The sequence below is a fragment of the Nocardioides sp. Root122 genome (genome assembly GCF_001425025.1).
GTDB lineage: Bacteria > Actinomycetota > Actinomycetes > Propionibacteriales > Nocardioidaceae > Nocardioides.
In genome coordinates this window covers 389,237-407,036 of record NZ_LMDE01000009.1, presented here as the reverse complement: position 1 = coordinate 407,036, position 17,800 = coordinate 389,237, and the positions used below count along the sequence as shown (strand labels likewise).

At 71.7% G+C, this 17,800-nt stretch carries 16 protein-coding genes and 1 tRNA gene; 9 read left to right on the top strand and 8 right to left on the bottom strand.

Annotation, left to right across the window (positions count from 1 at the left end; translation table 11 throughout):
* Positions 1–234 precede the first annotated feature (234 nt).
* A complete protein-coding gene (locus ASC64_RS09190; RefSeq protein WP_235563610.1) occupies positions 235–1,506 on the top strand; it encodes an IS110 family transposase in 1,272 nt (423 codons plus the stop codon).
* A 147-nt stretch (positions 1,507–1,653) separates the two neighbouring features.
* Here the strand turns inward: ASC64_RS09190 and ASC64_RS09185 are convergent, their stop codons facing one another.
* From ASC64_RS09185 to ASC64_RS09170, 4 genes are all read right to left on the bottom strand, one after another.
* A complete protein-coding gene (locus ASC64_RS09185) occupies positions 1,654–3,213 on the bottom strand; it encodes an FMN-binding glutamate synthase family protein (RefSeq protein WP_056907209.1) in 1,560 nt (519 codons plus the stop codon).
* Positions 3,214–3,260: 47 nt separating this feature from the next.
* Positions 3,261–4,019, bottom strand: a complete 759-nt coding sequence (locus ASC64_RS09180; protein WP_056907208.1) for an anti-sigma factor — start codon at positions 4,017–4,019, stop codon at positions 3,261–3,263.
* Positions 4,006–4,596: an RNA polymerase sigma factor gene (locus ASC64_RS09175; protein WP_200937555.1), complete on the bottom strand. Its 591-nt coding sequence runs from the start codon at positions 4,594–4,596 to the stop codon at positions 4,006–4,008. The genes ASC64_RS09180 and ASC64_RS09175 overlap by 14 nt, the downstream gene beginning before the upstream one ends.
* A 93-nt stretch (positions 4,597–4,689) precedes the next feature.
* Positions 4,690–5,328, bottom strand: coding sequence for a fasciclin domain-containing protein (locus ASC64_RS09170; RefSeq protein ID WP_056907206.1), 639 nt, complete (start codon positions 5,326–5,328; stop codon positions 4,690–4,692).
* Between the two features lie 97 nt (positions 5,329–5,425).
* Between ASC64_RS09170 and ASC64_RS09165 the strand changes: the two genes are divergently transcribed.
* Positions 5,426–6,709: an alpha/beta fold hydrolase gene (locus ASC64_RS09165; protein WP_082550319.1), complete on the top strand. Its 1,284-nt coding sequence runs from the start codon at positions 5,426–5,428 to the stop codon at positions 6,707–6,709.
* Between the two features lie 85 nt (positions 6,710–6,794).
* On the opposite strand, the gene ASC64_RS09160 is transcribed toward ASC64_RS09165, so the two are convergent.
* Positions 6,795–7,187, bottom strand: coding sequence for a DUF7674 family protein (locus ASC64_RS09160; RefSeq protein ID WP_056907205.1), 393 nt, complete (start codon positions 7,185–7,187; stop codon positions 6,795–6,797).
* 192 nt (positions 7,188–7,379) lie between these two features.
* Between ASC64_RS09160 and ASC64_RS09155 the strand changes: the two genes are divergently transcribed.
* From ASC64_RS09155 to pdxY, 5 genes are all read left to right on the top strand, one after another.
* Positions 7,380–8,729, top strand: coding sequence for an MFS transporter (locus ASC64_RS09155; RefSeq protein WP_056907204.1), 1,350 nt, complete (start codon positions 7,380–7,382; stop codon positions 8,727–8,729).
* A complete protein-coding gene (locus ASC64_RS09150; protein ID WP_056907203.1) occupies positions 8,722–10,179 on the top strand; it encodes a pyridoxal phosphate-dependent decarboxylase family protein in 1,458 nt (485 codons plus the stop codon). Before ASC64_RS09155 ends, ASC64_RS09150 begins: the two co-directional genes overlap by 8 nt.
* Positions 10,176–10,898, top strand: coding sequence for a uracil-DNA glycosylase (locus ASC64_RS09145; protein ID WP_056907202.1), 723 nt, complete (start codon positions 10,176–10,178; stop codon positions 10,896–10,898). The genes ASC64_RS09150 and ASC64_RS09145 overlap by 4 nt, the downstream gene beginning before the upstream one ends.
* A gap of 120 nt (positions 10,899–11,018) precedes the next feature.
* Complete coding sequence (locus ASC64_RS09140; RefSeq protein ID WP_235563609.1) at positions 11,019–11,780, top strand: dioxygenase family protein; 762 nt, start codon at positions 11,019–11,021, stop codon at positions 11,778–11,780.
* A gap of 9 nt (positions 11,781–11,789) precedes the next feature.
* Positions 11,790–12,653 carry a pyridoxal kinase PdxY gene (gene pdxY, locus ASC64_RS09135; protein ID WP_056907200.1) on the top strand — a complete coding sequence of 288 codons (864 nt, stop codon included), beginning with the start codon at positions 11,790–11,792 and terminating at the stop codon, positions 12,651–12,653.
* Here pdxY and ASC64_RS09130 read toward each other — a convergent pair.
* Positions 12,650–13,051, bottom strand: coding sequence for an HNH endonuclease (locus ASC64_RS09130; RefSeq protein ID WP_056907199.1), 402 nt, complete (start codon positions 13,049–13,051; stop codon positions 12,650–12,652). The two genes, pdxY and ASC64_RS09130, sit on opposite strands and share 4 nt — an antisense overlap.
* Positions 13,052–13,083: 32 nt before the next feature.
* Positions 13,084–13,155: transfer RNA gene (locus tag ASC64_RS09125), tRNA-Thr, on the bottom strand.
* Positions 13,156–13,216: 61 nt separating this feature from the next.
* Here ASC64_RS09125 and ASC64_RS09120 point away from each other — a divergent pair.
* Together ASC64_RS09120 and ASC64_RS09115 are read left to right on the top strand one after the other, a co-directional pair.
* The gene (locus ASC64_RS09120; protein ID WP_082550318.1) at positions 13,217–15,061 is read left to right on the top strand and encodes a glycoside hydrolase family 13 protein; all 1,845 of its coding nucleotides are present in this window, start codon (positions 13,217–13,219) and stop codon (positions 15,059–15,061) included.
* A 9-nt stretch (positions 15,062–15,070) separates the two neighbouring features.
* Positions 15,071–16,279, top strand: a complete 1,209-nt coding sequence (locus ASC64_RS09115) for a DUF4032 domain-containing protein (protein WP_056907197.1) — start codon at positions 15,071–15,073, stop codon at positions 16,277–16,279.
* Here the strand turns inward: ASC64_RS09115 and ASC64_RS09110 are convergent.
* Positions 16,263–17,795, bottom strand: coding sequence for a metallophosphoesterase family protein (locus ASC64_RS09110; protein WP_056907196.1), 1,533 nt, complete (start codon positions 17,793–17,795; stop codon positions 16,263–16,265). The two genes, ASC64_RS09115 and ASC64_RS09110, sit on opposite strands and share 17 nt — an antisense overlap.
* Positions 17,796–17,800: the final 5 nt, after the last annotated feature.

The following is a 17,800-nucleotide window of genomic DNA, read 5'->3' as shown; positions in this document are numbered from 1 at the left end:
CCTCACTGGTGGACCGTAGGGGTCAGACAGGAGTAGGTGTCTTGTCTGCACCCCGAGTCACCGGGCCACTGCCGAGCTGACCGAGTCCTGCTTCGGTGAGGACCTGCCTGAGAGTTGCAGGGCCTGGTGGCCCGGGACGTGCAGATCGGCCATAGGGCTATGCGCCACGTGACCCTCGCGGGCCGCCGGAGCGCCTCAGTGAGCGACCGACCGTCACGTCCCGGACCGGAGTGCTTGATCCGTGGGCTGACGGAAGGAGCACCCGAAATGAAGGCTACGCCCAGCACTTCCACCTCTGGGACGATCTGTCACGCCGGGATCGACTGGTCCTGGCAGCACCACGCACTGTGCATCGTCGACGACGACGGCCAGCGCATCGAAGAAGCAACCCTCCCGCACACGCGGCCGGGTCTGGCAAGGGTCACCACGCTGCTGCGTCGCCATGGCGTGGACCGGGTCGGGATCGAGCGCGGCGACGGACCCGTGGTCGAGCACCTGATCCGTGACGGGTTCGAGGTCGTGGTGATCTCAGCCCGGCAGGTCAAGTCACTGCGTGCCCGCTACGGCTCAGCGGGGAACAAGGACGACCGCTTCGATGCGTTCGTGCTGGCCGACGCGCTACGCACCGACGCCGGACGGTGGGCCGTTGTCCAGCCAGACAGCGACGAGACGATCGCGCTGCGGATGCTGGTGCGTGCCCGCCACGACCTCATCGGGCACCGGGTCGCGGTGCACAACCAGCTGCTTGCGGTGTTGCAGCACAACTTCCCCGGCGCGATCGGACTGTTCAGCCAGCTCGACATCGCGATCAGTCTGGCGTTCCTGCGCCGCTTCCCCACGGAAGCCAAAGCAGCGTGGCTGTCCGAGCTGCGCATGGCGCACTGGCTCAAGGCCAACCACTACTGCGGACGCCACACTCCGGCCCGGCTCGTCGCACACCTCCAAGACGCCGCGACCGGCCGTGCCGCCGGCCCGGCAGCCGAGGCGAGCGAGCTCATCGTGCTGACCCTCGTCGACCTCCTCGCCACGTTGCGTGCACAGCAGTCCGACCTCGAAACACGGATGAAGGAAGCACTTCTGGCACACCCCGACGGCCCGATCTTCACGTCCCTGCCCCGCGCCGGCGTGATCCGTGCCGCCACACTGCTGGCCGAGGTCGGCGACTGCCGAGCCCGGTTCCCCGACCCCGCCGCGCTGGCCGCGGCGGCCGGCGTCGCACCCTCGACCCGACAATCCGGCAAACACCTCAACGTCGCCTACCGCCGCGGCTGCAACAAGAACCTCCGCGCCGCGCTCGTCGACTGGGCMCAAGACACCCCACGCGCGAACCCCTGGGCCCGTGACACCTACGACCGCGCCCGCGACCGCGGCTGCCGCCATCCCCACGCAGCAAGGATCCTGGCCCAGGGCTGGACCAGGATCCTGTGGCGCTGCTGGCACGACCGAGTGCCCTACAACCCCGACCTACACGGCCGCCTCAACCTCCTCAATCAGGAGGCTGCTTGACATAGGGCTCTCAGTCGTCCTTGGAGCGGTCGCGGATCGCGTTGAGCAGCGNCCTGTGGCGCTGCTGGCACGACCGAGTGCCCTACAACCCCGACCTACACGGCCGCCTCAACCTCCTCAATCAGGAGGCTGCTTGACATAGGGCTCTCAGGCCGGCGCCTGCGCAGGCCTCGTGGCGTCCTGCGCGACCATGATCTCCTCGATCTCCTTGACCAGCCGCGGCGCCAGCCGCGGGCGGTCGGGGTCGTAGCCGTAGGTCTCGGCGAGCCCGCGCGCCGCACGGGTGCCGTCGAGGATGTCGATGTCGCCAGGGGCGATCAGGCCGGGGTGGACCACGCCGACGGCCTCCGAGACCTTGAGCAGGTCGCGGCGCATCGAGCGGATGTAGTTGGCCGCACGCACGCTCTTCAGGCTCACGTCGAGGCCCCGGGTGTAGCGCGGGTTCTGCGTCGCCACGCCGACCGGGCAGTGGTCGGTGTGGCACTTCTGGGCCTGGATGCAGCCGATCGACATCATCGCCTCGCGGCCGACGTTGACCATGTCGACCCCCAGCGCGAAGGCGACGATCGCGTTCTCCGGGATGCCGAGCTTGCCCGCCCCGATGAAGACGACGTCGTCGGTCAGCCCGGCCTCGGCGAAGCGGCGGTAGACCTCGCTGAACCCGATGCGGAACGGGTAGGCCACCGAGTCGGCGAAGATCATCGGGGCGGCGCCGGTGCCGCCCTCGCCGCCGTCGATGTTGATGAAGTCGACCCCACGCCCGCCGCGAGACATCTCGGTGGTCAGCTCGTCCCACATGGTCAGGTTGCCCACGGCCGACTTGATGCCGACCGGCAGGCCGGTCTCCTGCGCCACCGACTCGACGAAGTCGAGCATGGAGTCGACGTCGTCGAACTCGGCGTGCCGGCTGGGCGAGGCGCAGTCGACGCCCTCGGGGATGCCGCGGATCTCGGCGATCTCCCTGCTCACCTTCTCTCCGGGCAGCATGCCGCCCAGGCCCGGCTTCGCGCCCTGGCTCAGCTTGATCTCGATCGCGCGGACCGGGGCCGACTGCACCAGGTCGACGAGACGGCGCATGTCGAAGCGTCCGCTGTCGTCGCGGCACCCGAAGTAGGACGTACCGATCTGGAAGACGATGTCGCCCCCGTGGCGGTGGTGCGGGGACAGCGCACCCTCGCCGGTGTTCTGCAGGCAGCCGGCCATCGCCGCGCCCTTGTTGAGGGACTCGATCGCCTTTCCCGAGAGCGAGCCGAAGCTCATCCCGGAGATGTTGACGACCGAGGCGGGCCGGAACGCGTGCGGACGCCCCCGGGCGGCGCCGAGCACCTTGGCGCACGGCAGCCGGATCTCCTCCTGCGCGTGCGGCATCGTCGCCGCGCCCGGACCGGTGAAGGTCCGGTGCTTGATGACGGGGTAGCCCGCGACCTGCTCGACGTCGTTGTCGGTGCCGAAGCCGAAGTAGTTGTTCTCCAGCTTGGAGCTGGCATAGACCCACCGCCGTTGGTCGCGACTGAACGGGCGCTCCTCGTCGTTGCTGGTGACGATGTACTGCCGCAGCTCGGGGCCGAACCTCTCCACGAAGAAGCGGCCGTGGCCCATGATCGGGAAGTTGCGCAGGATCGCGTGCTTGCGCTGGACCAGGTCGTGGATCGCCGTCGCGGTGCCGGCCACTGCCGTGCCGCCCAGGATCGCGTAGCGCCACCTCATGGTCCGTTCCTAGCCCTCCCGGGCCGGGATGTCGAGGGTGTCGGGGTCTAGGTGAGCTCTCCACGCGCCAGGCTCACACCCGAGTGGGTGGGATCGCCGTCGTCCGGCTCGACCGAGATGTCGACGATCCGGTAGCCCTCGTCGATGAGCCCCTGCGGCACGTCGAACTCGCCGGTGTCGCCCGGCGTGAGCACACCGAGTGCGACCATGCGGGTGCCGTCGACGTTGATCAGCCAGACCTCGTGGAAGCCGTCCTCGTCGCCGAGCCGGCTGGCCCGGACGCGCAACGTGACGGTGTCGTCGGCGCGTACGGCGCTCGCCTCCCCGCGTGGGGCGTCGCTGTCCAGCGCCGTGAGGGCCGCGGCGGCGACCACCGTGCCGGACGGGGTGGGCGGGTCGCTCGCCTCCGGTCGCTCGGGATCCCCGACGGTCAGCCGGCCGATCCCCAGGCCCGCGACGAGGGCGACCCCGGCGGCGAGGCCGGCCGCCCAGGCCGGCACCCGGCTGCGCGACGGACGGCGTGCGTCACCCCCGACGGGGAGTGGGATCGGCTGGGCGACGCCGACCTCGACCGCTCCCGGCTGCCGGTCCTCGACGGAGCGGTGGACGTGTGCCATCACCTGGTCGCGCACGTGGTCCGGAGGCGGGACCAGCGGACCCTCGCCGGCGAGGGCGCGAGCCTCGGTCAGGGAGGCGAGCACCGCGCCGCACTCCGCGCACGACTCGACGTGACGGCGCACCGCGTCGTCGATGTCGTCGAGGTCGAGAGCGAGGCCCGCGAGGTCGTCGAGGTCAACGTGTGGCACGGCGCACCCCCTCGAGCTGCTGGTGGATCTGGGCCAGTCCGCGACGGACGTGGCTCTTGACGGTGCCGAGCGGGAGACCGGTGGTCTGCGCGATCTCGACGTGGCTGCGCTCCTCCCAGAACGCGAGGAACACGATCGTGCGGCGCGGGTCGGGCAGGTCCTGCACGGCCTGGCGCACGACCAGCCGGTCGGCGAGCGCGTGGTCGGCCGACTCTGTCTCGACCTGCTGCGCCTCGGGGAGCGTGGTCGCGGCCGCGACCTTGGCGGCGTCGCGGGCCCGGCCGGCTCGTACGTCGGAGACCTTGTGCCGCGCGATGCCCAGCAGCCAGGCAGGAAGGGCGACGGGGCTCGGCGTCAGCGTGTGACGGCTGCGCCACGCGCTGATGAAGACCTGCTGGGTGGCCTCCTCCGCGTCGTGCGGGTCGCCCAGCGCTCGCAGGGCATAGGTGTGGACCAGCGCGGACCACCGGTCGTAGATCTCCTCGAGGGCCGTCTCGTCACCGGCGACGAGGCGCGCGGCGACCGAGTGGACGTAGTCGTCCTGCTCGCCCTCGAACGCCATGACACCGGTGACCACGCGGCCACCGTACCGGCGGCCCGAGCGGGCGGGGAACGGCACGACTGTCATCGGCGTTCCCCACCCGTCAGGATCGTTGCTGCTGTCGGCCGGTCAGAGGTCGATCGGGCGCAGCACGCGGTCGATGCCGTGCGCGACCTGCTTGTTGCCCTTGTTGAGGTCGAGGGCCTTGAGCACGACCTTCGGGTCCTGGTCGTTCCGGTCCTTGTCCTTGAGCGTGATCGAGACCGAGGGCTTGGTGCGGACCTTGACCTTGACGGTCTCGCCGGCGGCGGTCATCAGCTTGGCGCCGTTGGCCTTGAGGACCTTGTTGCTCGTGAGGGTCTTGCCCGGGACGACGTGGTAGAGCAGCACCGTCTCGATGGTGTCCACGCCCGCGAGGTCGACGAGCGCCTCGAAGACCTTCTTCTCGCTCTTGATGGTCTTGCCCGTGAGGTCCTTGGCCAGGAGGCGGAAGGCCTGGTCGGTGGGCGCGAAGACCGTGAGGCGCTGCGAGCCGTCGGCGATCAGCGCGACCGGGGAGTCCGGCTTGGCGGCGACCACCGCGAGGGCCGCCTCGGTGACGATGTCGAAGTCGGACTTGTTCTTGTCGAACTGGTTGCCGTCGGACGTCAGCAGCGCGGCGAGGCTGTCCTCGCCGGCTGCCTGCGCGCTGGCAGCGGGGGCCATGGCCTGTACGGCGCCGAGGGCGAGGGCCGAGGCGGCCAGGATGGCGGGAACGCGACGCTTCATGGGGGAGTCCTTCCTACGGGGGCACCCGGTGGCGCCCTGTCGACTCCTTCTCCGGCCGAGACCCCCGAGCGGATGCACCTGCCCGTAGATTTCTTCCATGGATCTGATCCCCAAGCCCGACCAGGTGGTCTCCGCGGCGGGAAACGTCGCGCACACCCTTCTCTACGGCGGGCTCGCCGACCTCCGGCCGATGCCCCGCACGCTGGTCGACGACGGGGAGCTGCGCGAGGTCTACCACTACCGCCCGGCCAAGGAGGTCGAGCAGACCGGCGACCCGGTGCTGCTCGTGACCCCGCTGGCCGCCCCGGCGCTCTGCTTCGACCTGCGGCGCGGCTGCTCGCTCGTCGAGCACCTGGTGACGCAGGGCAGGCCGACCTACCTCGTGGAGTACGGCCAGGTGTCCTTCAAGAACCGGGCGCTCGGCGTCGAGCACTGGGTCGACGAGGTCCTGCCCGAGGCGATCCGCACGGTGCACGAGCACTCCGGTGGCCGTCCCGTGCACCTGGTCGGCTGGAGCCTCGGTGGCATCTTCGCGATGCTCGTCACCGCCGACCGCAACGACCTGCCGATCGCCTCGTTGACCGTGGTGGGCTCCCCCGTCGACGTCACGAAGGTGCCGCTGGTCGCGCCGGTGCGCCCGCTCCTCAACCTGACGCAGGGCCGCGGCGTGGTCACCCGTGCCTACCGCGCCCTCGGGGGCATCCCGACGCCGCTGGTCAACTGGGCGTTCACCGCCGCGTCGGCCCAGAAGGTCGTCACCAAGCCGCTGGCGGTGCTGACCCACCTCGACGACACCGACTACCTCGCCCAGCTCGAGGCCGTCACCCGTTTCATGTCGAGCATGACCGCCTACCCGGGTCGCACCTTCGGCCAGCTCTACCACCGCTTCGTCAAGGGCAACGCCCTCGCCGCGGGTCGCATGGACGTCGGTGACCGCACGATCGACCTGGCCGCGATCACCGTCCCCGTGCTCGTCTTCGCCGGCAACACCGACGGGATCGCCCCGCTGCCCGCCGTACGCGCGGTGGTGCCGCTGCTGTCGGGGGCCGAGCAGGTGCGCTTCGAGGTGGTCCCCGGCGGGCACCTCGGCATGCTCACCGGGCGCGCCGCCCGCGGGACGACCTGGCAGGCGATCGACGAGTGGGTCGCCGCCTGGTCCGGCCGGGCTCCCGCAGCGAAGAAGGCCCCCGCCAAGAAGGCCCCCGCCAAGAAGGCGCCCGCCAAGAAGGCGCCTGGCAAGAAGGCGCCTGGCAGGAAGGCCGCGAGCAAGAAGACTCTCGCGAAGAAGACACCCGCCACCGAGGCTGGTGCCCGCACGATCGGCTCCAACCCGTCGCGGCGCTACGGGTCCGCCGGCTCACGCGCCCTCGGTCAGCGCTGACCGGGGTCCGTCGCGGCCGCGCGCAGCGATCATGCGCCCTCGGCGTCCCCACCGACGAACGCCACCAGGGAGTCCCGTTCCTCGCTCACGGCGAGGGCTCGCCGAGCGTGAACTCGTCCCAGGCCCTCAGGTACGCACGCGACTGCGCCCCCAGGAGCGGCTCGACGAGGTCGCGAGGCACGCGAGACCGGTCCATGTCGTGGGCCAGAGCCTCGAGGAGACCGGTCGCGACAGCGGTCCGGAGCAGCTCTCCCCCAGACGCCATCCCGTCCTCGACCAGGTCGAGGACCGCACGCTGCGTGTGCTCCGACAGTGTCGGCAGCACGGCGGCGACCGCATGACCCAGGGCGCTCATCCACAGCACCGGCACCTCCATGTCGGGCGCGCGCTCCTCCCCGTCGGCCTCGAGCGCGTCACCGACGGCGGACGTGATCGCAGCGAGCCTTGCGGCGAACCTCGTGAACTCCTCAGCAGACACCAGCCCTCCTACTTCCCCGCCAGGGCGTCGCGCAGGTCCTTGATGACGTTCTCGGCGGCCGCGCGGTCGCCCGGCGTGGCCCAGCCGTATCCCTGACATCCGGGACCTCTCCTTGGCCTGATGGGGACAGATTCCCCGTCAGGCACCGCGCAAACACCGAGGACCTCGCGAGGTCGGGCCTAGAGTGCGGCCATGCCCGCAACCCAGACCACGCCCCTGACCCGAGGCGTACGGGTCGGCTACGGCAGCGGGTCGGTGGCGACCGGCGCGTTCGGCACCGTGCCCGGCCTGATGCTCCTGCCCTACCTCACCGACGAGCTGGGCATCGCCGCGCTGTGGGCGGGCGTCGTGGTGTTCCTGCCGAAGGCCTGGGACGTGGTGCTCAACCCGGTCGCCGGGCGGATCAGCGACCGCACCGTCGACCCGGCCGGGCCGCGCAGGCCGTGGCTGCTCCGCGCCGGGCTGATGCTGGCCGGCGCGTTCGCGCTGATCTTCGCGGCCCCGGGGCTCGACAGCTCGGCGCTGGAGGCCACCTGGGTCCTGGTGTTCTTCGTGCTGGCGGCGTCGGCCTACGCGTTCTTCCAGGTGCCCTACGTCGCGATGCCGGCCGAGATCACCGCGTCGTACGACGAGCGCACGCGGCTGATGACGTGGCGCGTGGCGATCCTCGCGTTCACGATCATGCTGGCCGGGGCGACCGCGCCGCTGATCCGCGACGCGGTCGGCGGGCGCGACGGCTACCGCGTGATGGGCGTGGTGATGGCGACGCTGATCGTCGTCGGCGTCCTGAGCGCCTGGTGGGGCACGAGGAACGCACCGATCGGCGCCGTCGCGGCCGGGGCCGGCTCGTTGCGCGAGCAGCTGCGCATCGTCGGGCAGGCCCGCGACTTCCGCGTGCTGCTCACGACCTTCATCCTGCAGGCGCTGGCGACGGGCTGCATGCTCGCCGGCGTCGACTACCTCGCCGGCGAGGTGCTCGGGAGCACGGGTGCCGCCACGGTCCTGTTCGTCTGCTTCGTCGGTCCGGCCCTGCTGCTGACCCCGGCGTGGACCGCGATCGGCACCCGCATCGGCAAGCGCCGCGGCTACGCGATCGCGTCCGTCGTGCTCGCGGCCGGGGCCGTGCTGGCGGCGACCGCCCGGGTCGCGCCGGCCGGGGTGGTGTTCGCCGCCACCGCGCTGGTGGGCGTGGGCTACGCCGGCTGCCAGGTCTTCCCGATGGCGATGCTGCCCGACGCGGCCGCGGTCGACTCGGCGCGCACGGGCGAGAACCGCGCCGGCGTCTACACAGGCGTCTGGACGGCCGGGGAGACCCTCGGGCTCGCGCTCGGCCCGGCGGTCTTCGCCGTGGTGCTCGCCCTCGGCGGCTACCTGTCCAGCGAGGGCCGCGAGATCACCCAACCCGACTCGGCGCTCACCGCGATCACGCTGGGCTTCTCGGTGCTCCCTGCGGCACTGACGCTGATCAGCCTCTGGTGGCTGCGCCAGTACACCCTCGACGCCGCCGAGGTGGCGGCCGCGGAAGGAGCTCTCCGTGGCTGAGTCCGACCGTCCCACCGAGCACCCCCTCGAGCGGCTGCGTGCGCTCCAGGGAGCCGACCTCCCGGTCCACGGCGGTCGCACGCTGGCCTACGTCTACGACTCGGGCGACGCCGAGGTCGACCGCGTCGGGAGCGAGGCCGTCGCGGCCTACGCCGGCTCCAACGCGCTCGACCCGACAGCGTTCCCGTCGCTGCTGCAGATGGAGAACGAGCTCGTCGGATTCGCGTGCGACCTCCTCGACGCTCCTGGCACTGCGGTCGGCACGGTGACGTCCGGCGGCACCGAGTCGATCCTCCTCGCCGTGCAGGGGGCGCGCGACAGCCGCCCGGAGGTCGACCGGCCGCGGATGGTGCTGCCGTCGACCGCCCACGCGGCCTTCCACAAGGCCGCCCACTACTTCGGCGTGGAGGCCGTCCTGGTCCCGGTCGGTCCGGACTTCCGCGCCGACGCCGCCGCGATGGCCGCGGCGATCGACGCGGACACCGTGCTTGTCGTCGCCAGCGCACCGTCGTACGCCCACGGGGTGGTCGACCCGGTCACGGAGGTCGCCGCCGCTGCCGCAGCGCGGGGCGTGCGCTGCCACGTCGACGCGTGCATCGGCGGCTGGGTGCTGCCGTACGCCGCCCGCCTCGGCCGCGACGTGCCGCCGTGGACCTTCGCGGTCGAGGGGGTCACCTCGATCAGCGTGGACACGCACAAGTACGCCTACGCCCCCAAGGGCACCTCGTTGCTCCTCCACCGCGACGCGGACCTGCGCCGACCGCAGTTCTTCGCCTCGGCGGCGTGGCCGGGCTACACGATGCTCAACGCCACCACCCAGTCGACACGGTCGGGCGGCCCCATCGCCGGCACGTGGGCGGTCGTGCAGCAGGTCGGCGACGCGGGCTACCTCGACCTCGCCGCACAGGCGTTCGAGACGGTCGACGCGATCGTGTCGTACGTCGACGCGGAGCCGGCGCTGCGCCTGGTCACCCAGCCGGACTCGACCCTCGTCACGCTGGCCACCGACGACTCGTGCGACCCGTTCACGCTGACCGACGAGCTGGTGGCTCGTGGGTGGTACGTCCAGCCGCAGCTGTCCTTCGGCGACGACGGGCCGAGCATCCACCTGTCGGTGAGCGCCGGCACCCGGGCGCACGTCGCCGAGTTCGGCGACGCGCTGCGCGAGTCAGTGGAGGCAGCCCAGGAGGCCGGACCCGTCGCGGTGGACCCGGGCGTGGTCGCCTTCATCGAGGCGTTGGACCCCGCCGCACTGGGTGACGACGACTTCGACGGCCTGCTCGCCGCCTCCGGGCTGGTGGGCGCCTCGGCAGCGGGCGACCTCGAGCTGCCGACCCGGATGGCGGAGGTCAACGCGATGCTCGACGTGGCGTCGCCTGCGATGCGCGAGGCGCTGCTCAAGGCGTTCCTCGACCGGCTGCAGCGGCCCGTGCGGGGAGGTGGACGGTGAGCTCCCCGGCGGGCTCGCTCGCGGGTCTGGTCGAGAAGGGACGCATCGCCGCCGACTGGGCGGAGGCGCTGGCGCCCGTCGACGACCGGATCGCCGCGATGGGCCGCTTCCTGCGGGACGAGGACGCAGCCGGACGTGGCTACCAGCCCGGCGCCGACCGGGTCTTCCGCGCGTTCGAACGCCCCCTGGCCGACGTCCGGGTCCTGGTGGTCGGGCAGGACCCCTACCCCAATCCCCGCCACCCGATCGGGCTGAGCTTCGCGGTCGAGCGGCACGTGTGGCCGTTGCCCCCGAGCCTGGTCAACATCTACGTCGAGCTCCGCGACGACCTCGGCGTCGTGCCCCCGAAGCACGGCGACCTGTCGGCATGGGCCGACCAGGGCGTGATGCTGCTCAACAGGTCGCTCACCGTGCGCCCCGGGGAGTCCAACAGCCACCAGGGCAAGGGCTGGGAGGCCATCACCGAGCGCGCGATCGTCGCGCTGGCCGAACGCGGCGGGCCGTGCGCGGCGATCCTGTGGGGCCGGCACGCGCAGTCCCTCAAGCCGCTGCTCGGCGAGGTGCCGTGCGTCGAGTCAGTGCACCCCTCACCGCTCAGCGCCCGCCGCGGGTTCTTCGGGTCGAAGCCGTTCAGCCGCGTCAACCGGCTGCTGGAGGAGCAGGGCGGAGCGCCGGTCGACTGGGCGCTGCCGTCGTACGACGACGTACCGCCGCGGTAGTCCACCGGGACGTGGTCGCCGGAACGGCCTCCACGCCGCCACTTCCCGGTGGACTACCCAGACGGGCGCTCGGGGAATATAGTTGAATCCCGTACTATTGAGGATGTCATGAACGAACGCATGCCTGCCCTGTACATCGGCCACGGTGCCCCGCCACTGCTCGACGACCCGATCTGGTCGGGGCAGCTCGCCGCCTGGGCCAGGGACCTCCCGCGACCCAAGGCGATCCTCATCGTGAGCGCGCACTGGGAGTCCGCGCCGGTGAGCCTGAGCGCGAACTTCGCACCGCTGGTCTACGACTTCGGTGGCTTCGCGCCGAAGTACTACCAGATGACCTACGAGACGCCCGACGCCTCGGCGCTGGCCCAGCGGGTGGCGGCGATGATGCCGAGCACCGAGCCGGTGCACCAGCACACGTCGCGCGGCCTCGACCACGGCGCCTGGGTGCCGCTGAAGATCATGTTCCCGAAGGGCGACATCCCGGTGCTGCAGATGTCGCTGCCCACCGACGACCCGCACCGCCTGATGCAGCTCGGTGAGCGGCTGCGCCCCCTCCGCGACGAGGGCGTGCTGATCATCGGCTCCGGCTTCCTCACCCACGGTCTGCCGTTCCTCAAGGACTGGAGCATCGACGCCGCGGCGCCCGGCTGGAGCAAGGACTTCGACCTCTGGGCCGCCGACGCCCTCACCCGCGGCGACGTGGACCTGCTGTCCGACTACAAGGCCAAGGCGCCCGGCATGCCCTACGCCCACCCCACCGTCGAGCACTACACCCCGCTCTTCGTCACCCTCGGCGCGGCGACGACGGCCGACGAACCGGGCATCCAGGTCATCGACGGCTACTGGATGGGCCTGTCCAAGCGGTCCCTGCAGGTGGCCTAGTCTCGGACCGTGCGCGTCCTCTCGATCCAGTCCCACGTCGCCTACGGCCACGTCGGCAACTCCGCGGCCGTCTTCCCCCTCCAGCGGCTCGGCCACGAGGTCTGGCCCGTGCTGACGGTGAACTTCTCCAACCACACCGGCTACGGCGCCTGGCGCGGACCGCTGATCCCGGCCGACGACGTGCGCGAGGTCGTCACCGGCATCGGCGAGCGGGGCGCGTTCGAGACGTGCGACGCCGTGCTGTCCGGCTACCAGGGCTCGCCGGAGATCGCGGACGTGATCGCTGACGCAGTGGCCCAGGTGAAGGCTGCGAACCCCGCCGCGACCTACACGTGCGACCCGGTGATGGGCAACGCCACCTCGGGCTGCTTCGTCAACCCGGCGATCCCGCCGAAGTACCGGTCGACGGTCATCCCGGTGGCCGACGTGCTCACCCCGAACCAGTTCGAGCTCGGCTTCATCACCGACAACGACTCGCTCAGCGGTGCCTCGTCGCTCGACGACATCCTCGCCGCCGCCGACGAGGTCCGCGCGCTCGGTCCGGGGACCGTGCTGGTGACATCGGTGATCCGCGAGGGTGCGCCCGACGACGTGATCGAGATGCTGGCCGTGACCGGCGACGGCGCCTGGCTGGTCACCACACCACGGCTGCCGATGAAGGCCAACGGCTCGGGCGACATCACCGCGGCCCTCTTCACCGCGCACCTCCACGAGACCGGCTCCGCGGCCGAGGCCCTCGCCCGCACCGCATCGTCGGTCTACGCCGTGCTCAAGGAGACTTTCGACTCGGGCGAGCGCGAGCTCCGGCTCATCGCCGCCCAGGACGCGATCGCCGCGCCGGCGTGCGAGTTCGCGGTGGAGCAGGTGCGCTAGTAGGACTTGCCGTCGGCGTAGCGCTGACGGCGCCACGCGCGCCCCTTGCCTCGGTTGCGCGCCTTGAAGGTGGGCAGCTGCGAGTCGCAGTTGGGACACACCAGCCGGAGGTTGTCCCGTCGGTTGTTGCTCGCGTCGCCGTCGACATGGTCGAGGACGAGGCGCAGCTCGCTCCCCTGCCATGTCGTCGGACATCGGCAGATGGCACAGGCGGAGCCCTGCTCCTCGAGCACGTGCAGTCGGACGTAGTGCCCCGTCCCGCTCCCGGGCTGCGCCACACCGGTCTCCAGCCATCGAGCCACGTTGCCCGCGCGCTCCACGGCGCGCTGGCAACGGTTGCTGCAGAAGACCTTCTGATGCCGCTTGGTGAGGGCGGTCCCACATCCGAGACAGAACATGCCAGGACCCTAGGAAGGACCACCGACACCGGAGCCGCGTGAGAGATTCGAACTCTCGCAACCCAATTTACAAGATTGGTGCTCTACCCCTGAGCTAACGCGGCGTGCGTCCGGGGACGCGGCGCAATCCTAGTCAGCGCACCCGCGGCTGCGAGGATGGACCCCGTGAGCCTCCTCCACCTCCCCCACCACGACGGCTCGTCGCTCTACGTCGCGGACGAGGCGCCGACGCTGGGCGCCACGGTGGCCGTGCGGGTGCGGACGAGCGCCGACGATCCGGTGGACGCGATCTGGCTGCGCACGACGTACGACGCCGAGCCGGTGTACCACCCCATGACCGCCACCACCGACGGCGACACCGTGTGGTGGGAGGGCGGGCTGCCGGTCCACAACCCGGTGACGCACTACCGCTTCCTGCTCGTCCGCACCGGCCCGGACGGGGAGAGCGCCCAGGAGTGGCTCACCGGCGCCGGCACCGTGGGGCACGACGTGCCCGACGCCACCGACTTCCGGCTGTCCGCCCATTCAGCGGCGCCCGACTGGGGCCGCGACGGCGTGGTCTACCAGGTCTTCCCGGACCGGTTCGCCCGGTCCGCGGCAGCCGACGACCGCCCCAGCCCCGACTGGGCGCTGCCCGCCGGGTGGGACGAGGAGGTGGCGTTCGAGCCCGACGACCCGCGCACGCCGATGCAGCTCTTCGGCGGCGACCTCGACGGCATCACCGAGCACCTCGACCACGTCGCCGACGTCGGTGCCGACATCCTCTACACGACCCCGGTCTTCCCCGGCGAGAGCAACCACCGCTACAACGCCACCACCTTCACCGAGGTCGACCCGCTGCTCGGCGGGGACGAGGCGTACGCCCGGCTGAGCACCGCCGTGCACGAGCGCGGCTGGCGGATCCTGGGTGACCTCACCACCAACCACACCGGCGACACCCACGAGTGGTTCCTCGCCGCCGCCGACGACCCGGAGGACCCCCACCGGTCCTTCTACTACTTCGGCGACGACGGCAGCTACGCCTGCTGGATGGGGCACGGCACGCTGCCCAAGATCAACCACACCGACCCCGACCTGCGCGCCGCGATGGTGGAAGGTCCTGACTCGGTCGTCGGGCGCTGGCTGCGCCCGCCCTACGACGTCGACGGCTGGCGCATCGACGTGGCGAACATGACCGGCCGCCTCGGCCCCATCGACGTGGCCCACGACGTGGCACGGGCGGCCAGGGCGACCGCGGCGGAGCTGCGCGAGGACCCGTGGGTCATCGGAGAGCACAACCACGACGCCACCGGCGACGTCGACGGTGACGGCTGGCACGGCACCATGAACTACTCCGGCTTCTCCTGGCCTGTGTGGTCCTGGCTGCGCGACCCCGCGTCCGCGGCACGCCCCTTCGGCCGTCCGGTGCCGGTCCCCCGGCGCGGCGGCCCCGCGGTGGTCGACACCTTCCGGGCGTGGCAGGGCACGCTCGGCTGGCGAGCGACGGCCGACAGCTGGAACATCCTCGGCTCGCACGACTCCGCGCGCATCCGCACGCTCGTCGGCGGCGACGCCGCCGTGCACCGCGTCGCGGCCGCCCTGCAGTTCACCCTCCCCGGCGTCCCGATGGTGTTCGCCGGCGACGAGATCGGCCTCGAGGGCGTCAACGGCGAGGACGCACGCCGCACGATGCCGTGGGACCGGCCCGAGACGTGGGACCGCACCACCCTGACGACGTACGCCGACCTGGCGCGGCTGCGACGAGCGCGCCCCGCGCTCCGGCGCGGGGGCCTGCGGTGGGCCCACGTCGACACCGACGCCATCGCCTACCTCCGCGAGCACGAGGGGGGCTCGGTGCTGGTGGTGGCGCGGCGTGCCGCCGGACCGGGCTTCGACCTGCCGGTCGCGGCGGGCGCCCACCTCTTCGGCTCCGAGCCCGGGGGCGCCGACCTCGCGGCGAGCCCGTCCGGTGTGCACGTGCCGGCGGCCGACGGACCGCGGCTCGACGTCTGGGCGCTCGACACGGAGTAGGTTGCTGGGATGGCCATGCGGATCGTCGCCAGCCGGCCCGACCCGGCCATCCTCGGCCTGCCGTGGGACACCCCGCTCGAGGACTGGCCCGACGACGTCGTCGTCCCCCTCCCGCGCGGCCTGTCGCGCCACGTGGTGCGGATCGTGCGGCTCCGCGACCGGGTCTACGCCGTCAAGGAGACGCAGGGCGACATCGCCTTCCGGGAGTACCGGATGCTGCGCGACCTCCAGCGGATGGGCATGCCGGCCGTCGTCCCGCAGGGCGTCGTCACCGGTCGCGAGGACGGCCAGGGCGAGGAGCTGCCGGCGGCGCTGATCACGCAGCACCTCCAGTTCTCGCTCCCCTACCGCAGCCTCTTCAGCCGCGGCATGGACGCCGAGCACGTGCCGATCCTCATCGACGCCATCGTGGTGCTGCTCGTGCGGCTGCACCTGGCCGGCTTCTTCTGGGGCGACGTCTCGCTGTCCAACGTGCTGTTCCGCCGCAACGCCGGCGAGTTCGCCGCCTACCTCGTGGACGCCGAGACCGGCGAGCTGCACGAGGGAGTGAGCGACCGGATGCGGGAGTACGACATCACCGTCGGCTGCGAGAACATCTTCGCCGAGCTGATGGACCTCAGCGCCAGCGGCGCGGTCAACCGCCCGATCGACGGGCTGGCCATCGTCGATCACCTGCGCGAGCGCTACGAGGCGCTGTGGGGCGAGCTGACCGGTCTGGAGGAGTTCCGCGCCGACGAGATGTGGCGGATCGAACGCCGCGTCGAGCGGCTCAACGACCTCGGCTTCGACGTCGACGAGCTCGACATCGTCACCGACCTCGGGGGCGACACCGTCAGGATCCAGCCGAAGGTCGTCGACCTCGGCCACCACACACGCGAGATCCAGGCGCTGACCGGGATGACGGTCGAGGACAACCAGGCGCGCCGACTGCTCAACGACATCGCGTCCTACACCGCGCACCTCGACCTCGGCCGCGAGGACAAGCACCTGGTCGCGAGCCGCTGGATGCACGAGATCTTCGAGCCGATCATGGCGATGATCCCGCCCGACGCGACCGGCAAGCTGGAGCCGGCCGAGATCTTCCACGAGATCCTCGAGCACCGCTGGTACCTCTCGGAGCAGGCCGGCGAGGAGGTCGGCATCCACGAGACCGCTCGTGACTACATCGACCGCTTCCTGACCGCGAAGCCGGACGAGGCGATCACGGGCGAGGAGTGAGGTCGTCGGCGGCCACGGGCTCGATGGGCGCCCAGTCGCCGACCCGCCACGTCCCGTCGGTGCGCAGGCGCACCCACTGCAGGCCGGTGGGGCGTCCGTCGGCGTAGGTGACGAGACTGACGTCGGCGTTGCGGCGCGGCTTGCTGCCGAGCGCGATGGCGTACGCCGCCCCGCCGGTCGTGCCGTTGGTCCACCGGTAGCCGACGCTGCCGTCCTCGCCCTCGACCGCATCGGGTCCTGCCTGGACGTGGGTGTGCCCGCCGACCACGAGGTCCACGCACCCGCGGCTCAGCGCCTCGCGGCCGAGGTTGGCGTCGTGGACCAGCACGGTGCTCACCCGCTTCCCGTCCTCCATGGCCGAGCAGGCGGTGTCGGCCAGGCGTTCGGCGACCTCGGCGAAGCTCAGGCCGGTCTCGTCGCGCCAGCTCCCCAGGCCGCTGCTGCGGGGGTCGTCGACGCCGAGGAGGGAACCTCCCCAGGGCGCCTCGACCACCTCGCTGTCGAGCATCGTCCAGCCGAGATCGGCCAGGTAGCCACTGACGAAGGGGCCGTGGTCGTGGTTGCCGGCGACGCCGAAGCGGTCCCAGTCCTCGAAGGCTCCGGCCAACGAGTCGAGGCTGAACGCCTCCCACGGCTGCCCGGTGGAGGTGTCGTCCCCCGCGTCGAGCACGACGCTGGCGCCCGCAGCCTCACCGACGGCCCGCGCGACGCGGTCCATCCCGATGTTGTCGTGGCGGTCGCTCACCAGCAGCGCCACCGTCTCCCCCGGCTCCGGCTCACGGAGGTCGAGGTCCGCCGCCTCTGCTGCCGCGTCGGAGTAGAAGTCCTTGCTCGTGCTGTAGGTCCCGAGCGCGCTGAGCACCAGCCGCCTGCTCTGCGTGGTGAACGCGCTCGTGCGGATCTCGATGTCGCGGACCTCGCGGGGCAGGACGGCCTCCGGACCGACGAAGTCCTCGAGGGTCACCCAGGTGCCCTGACCCTCCTGCGTCTCCTCCGGAGACTCCCACGGCTGCCAGACCAGCACGGGCAGGACCAGGATCAGGACCAGCGCCAGCAGCCCCTGCCGGGTGCGGAGACCGCGGAAGAGCTCTCCGCGGCGGTGGCGTCCGAGGAGCAGGAACACCGCCACCGGCAGCAGACCCACCCCCAGCCCGCGGATGGCCGCCGCCACGGCCATGTCGATGAGCACGGCCCTCACCTTGTCGACCTGCGCCGTCGGGTCGCCGGCGATGTAGGCGTAGCGGTCGACCAGCTCCTCGATCGAGCCGACCTCGGTCTTGCCGAGCGCCAACGTGGCCCCCACTGGTCCCACGTCGCGGATCCGGAGGTCCGGGAGGATCGGCCCCGTCTGGATCACCGCGTCGCGCGCCAGGGTGGGACGCACGACGGTGTCGTGCCCCAGCAGCACCACCGTCCGGCTGCTGGTGAGGAACAGCGACACCGCGACCACCAGGCCGAGCGCCACGCTGAGGGTCACCAGCGCGGCGCCGACGAGCAGGCGACGCGGGAGGCTCATCCGGC

Coding starts and splice junctions, on each gene's coding strand:
- ASC64_RS09115 (WP_056907197.1), top strand. CDS start 15,071: ATGGCCATGCGGATCGTCGCCAGCCGGCCCGACCCGGCCATCCTCGGC.
- ASC64_RS09170 (WP_056907206.1), bottom strand. CDS start 5,328: ATGAAGCGTCGCGTTCCCGCCATCCTGGCCGCCTCGGCCCTCGCCCTC.
- ASC64_RS09130 (WP_056907199.1), bottom strand. CDS start 13,051: ATGTTCTGTCTCGGATGTGGGACCGCCCTCACCAAGCGGCATCAGAAG.
- ASC64_RS09140 (WP_235563609.1), top strand. CDS start 11,019: ATGCCTGCCCTGTACATCGGCCACGGTGCCCCGCCACTGCTCGACGAC.
- ASC64_RS09155 (WP_056907204.1), top strand. CDS start 7,380: ATGCCCGCAACCCAGACCACGCCCCTGACCCGAGGCGTACGGGTCGGC.
- ASC64_RS09185 (WP_056907209.1), bottom strand. CDS start 3,213: ATGAGGTGGCGCTACGCGATCCTGGGCGGCACGGCAGTGGCCGGCACC.
- ASC64_RS09110 (WP_056907196.1), bottom strand. CDS start 17,795: ATGAGCCTCCCGCGTCGCCTGCTCGTCGGCGCCGCGCTGGTGACCCTC.
- ASC64_RS09165 (WP_082550319.1), top strand. CDS start 5,426: ATGGATCTGATCCCCAAGCCCGACCAGGTGGTCTCCGCGGCGGGAAAC.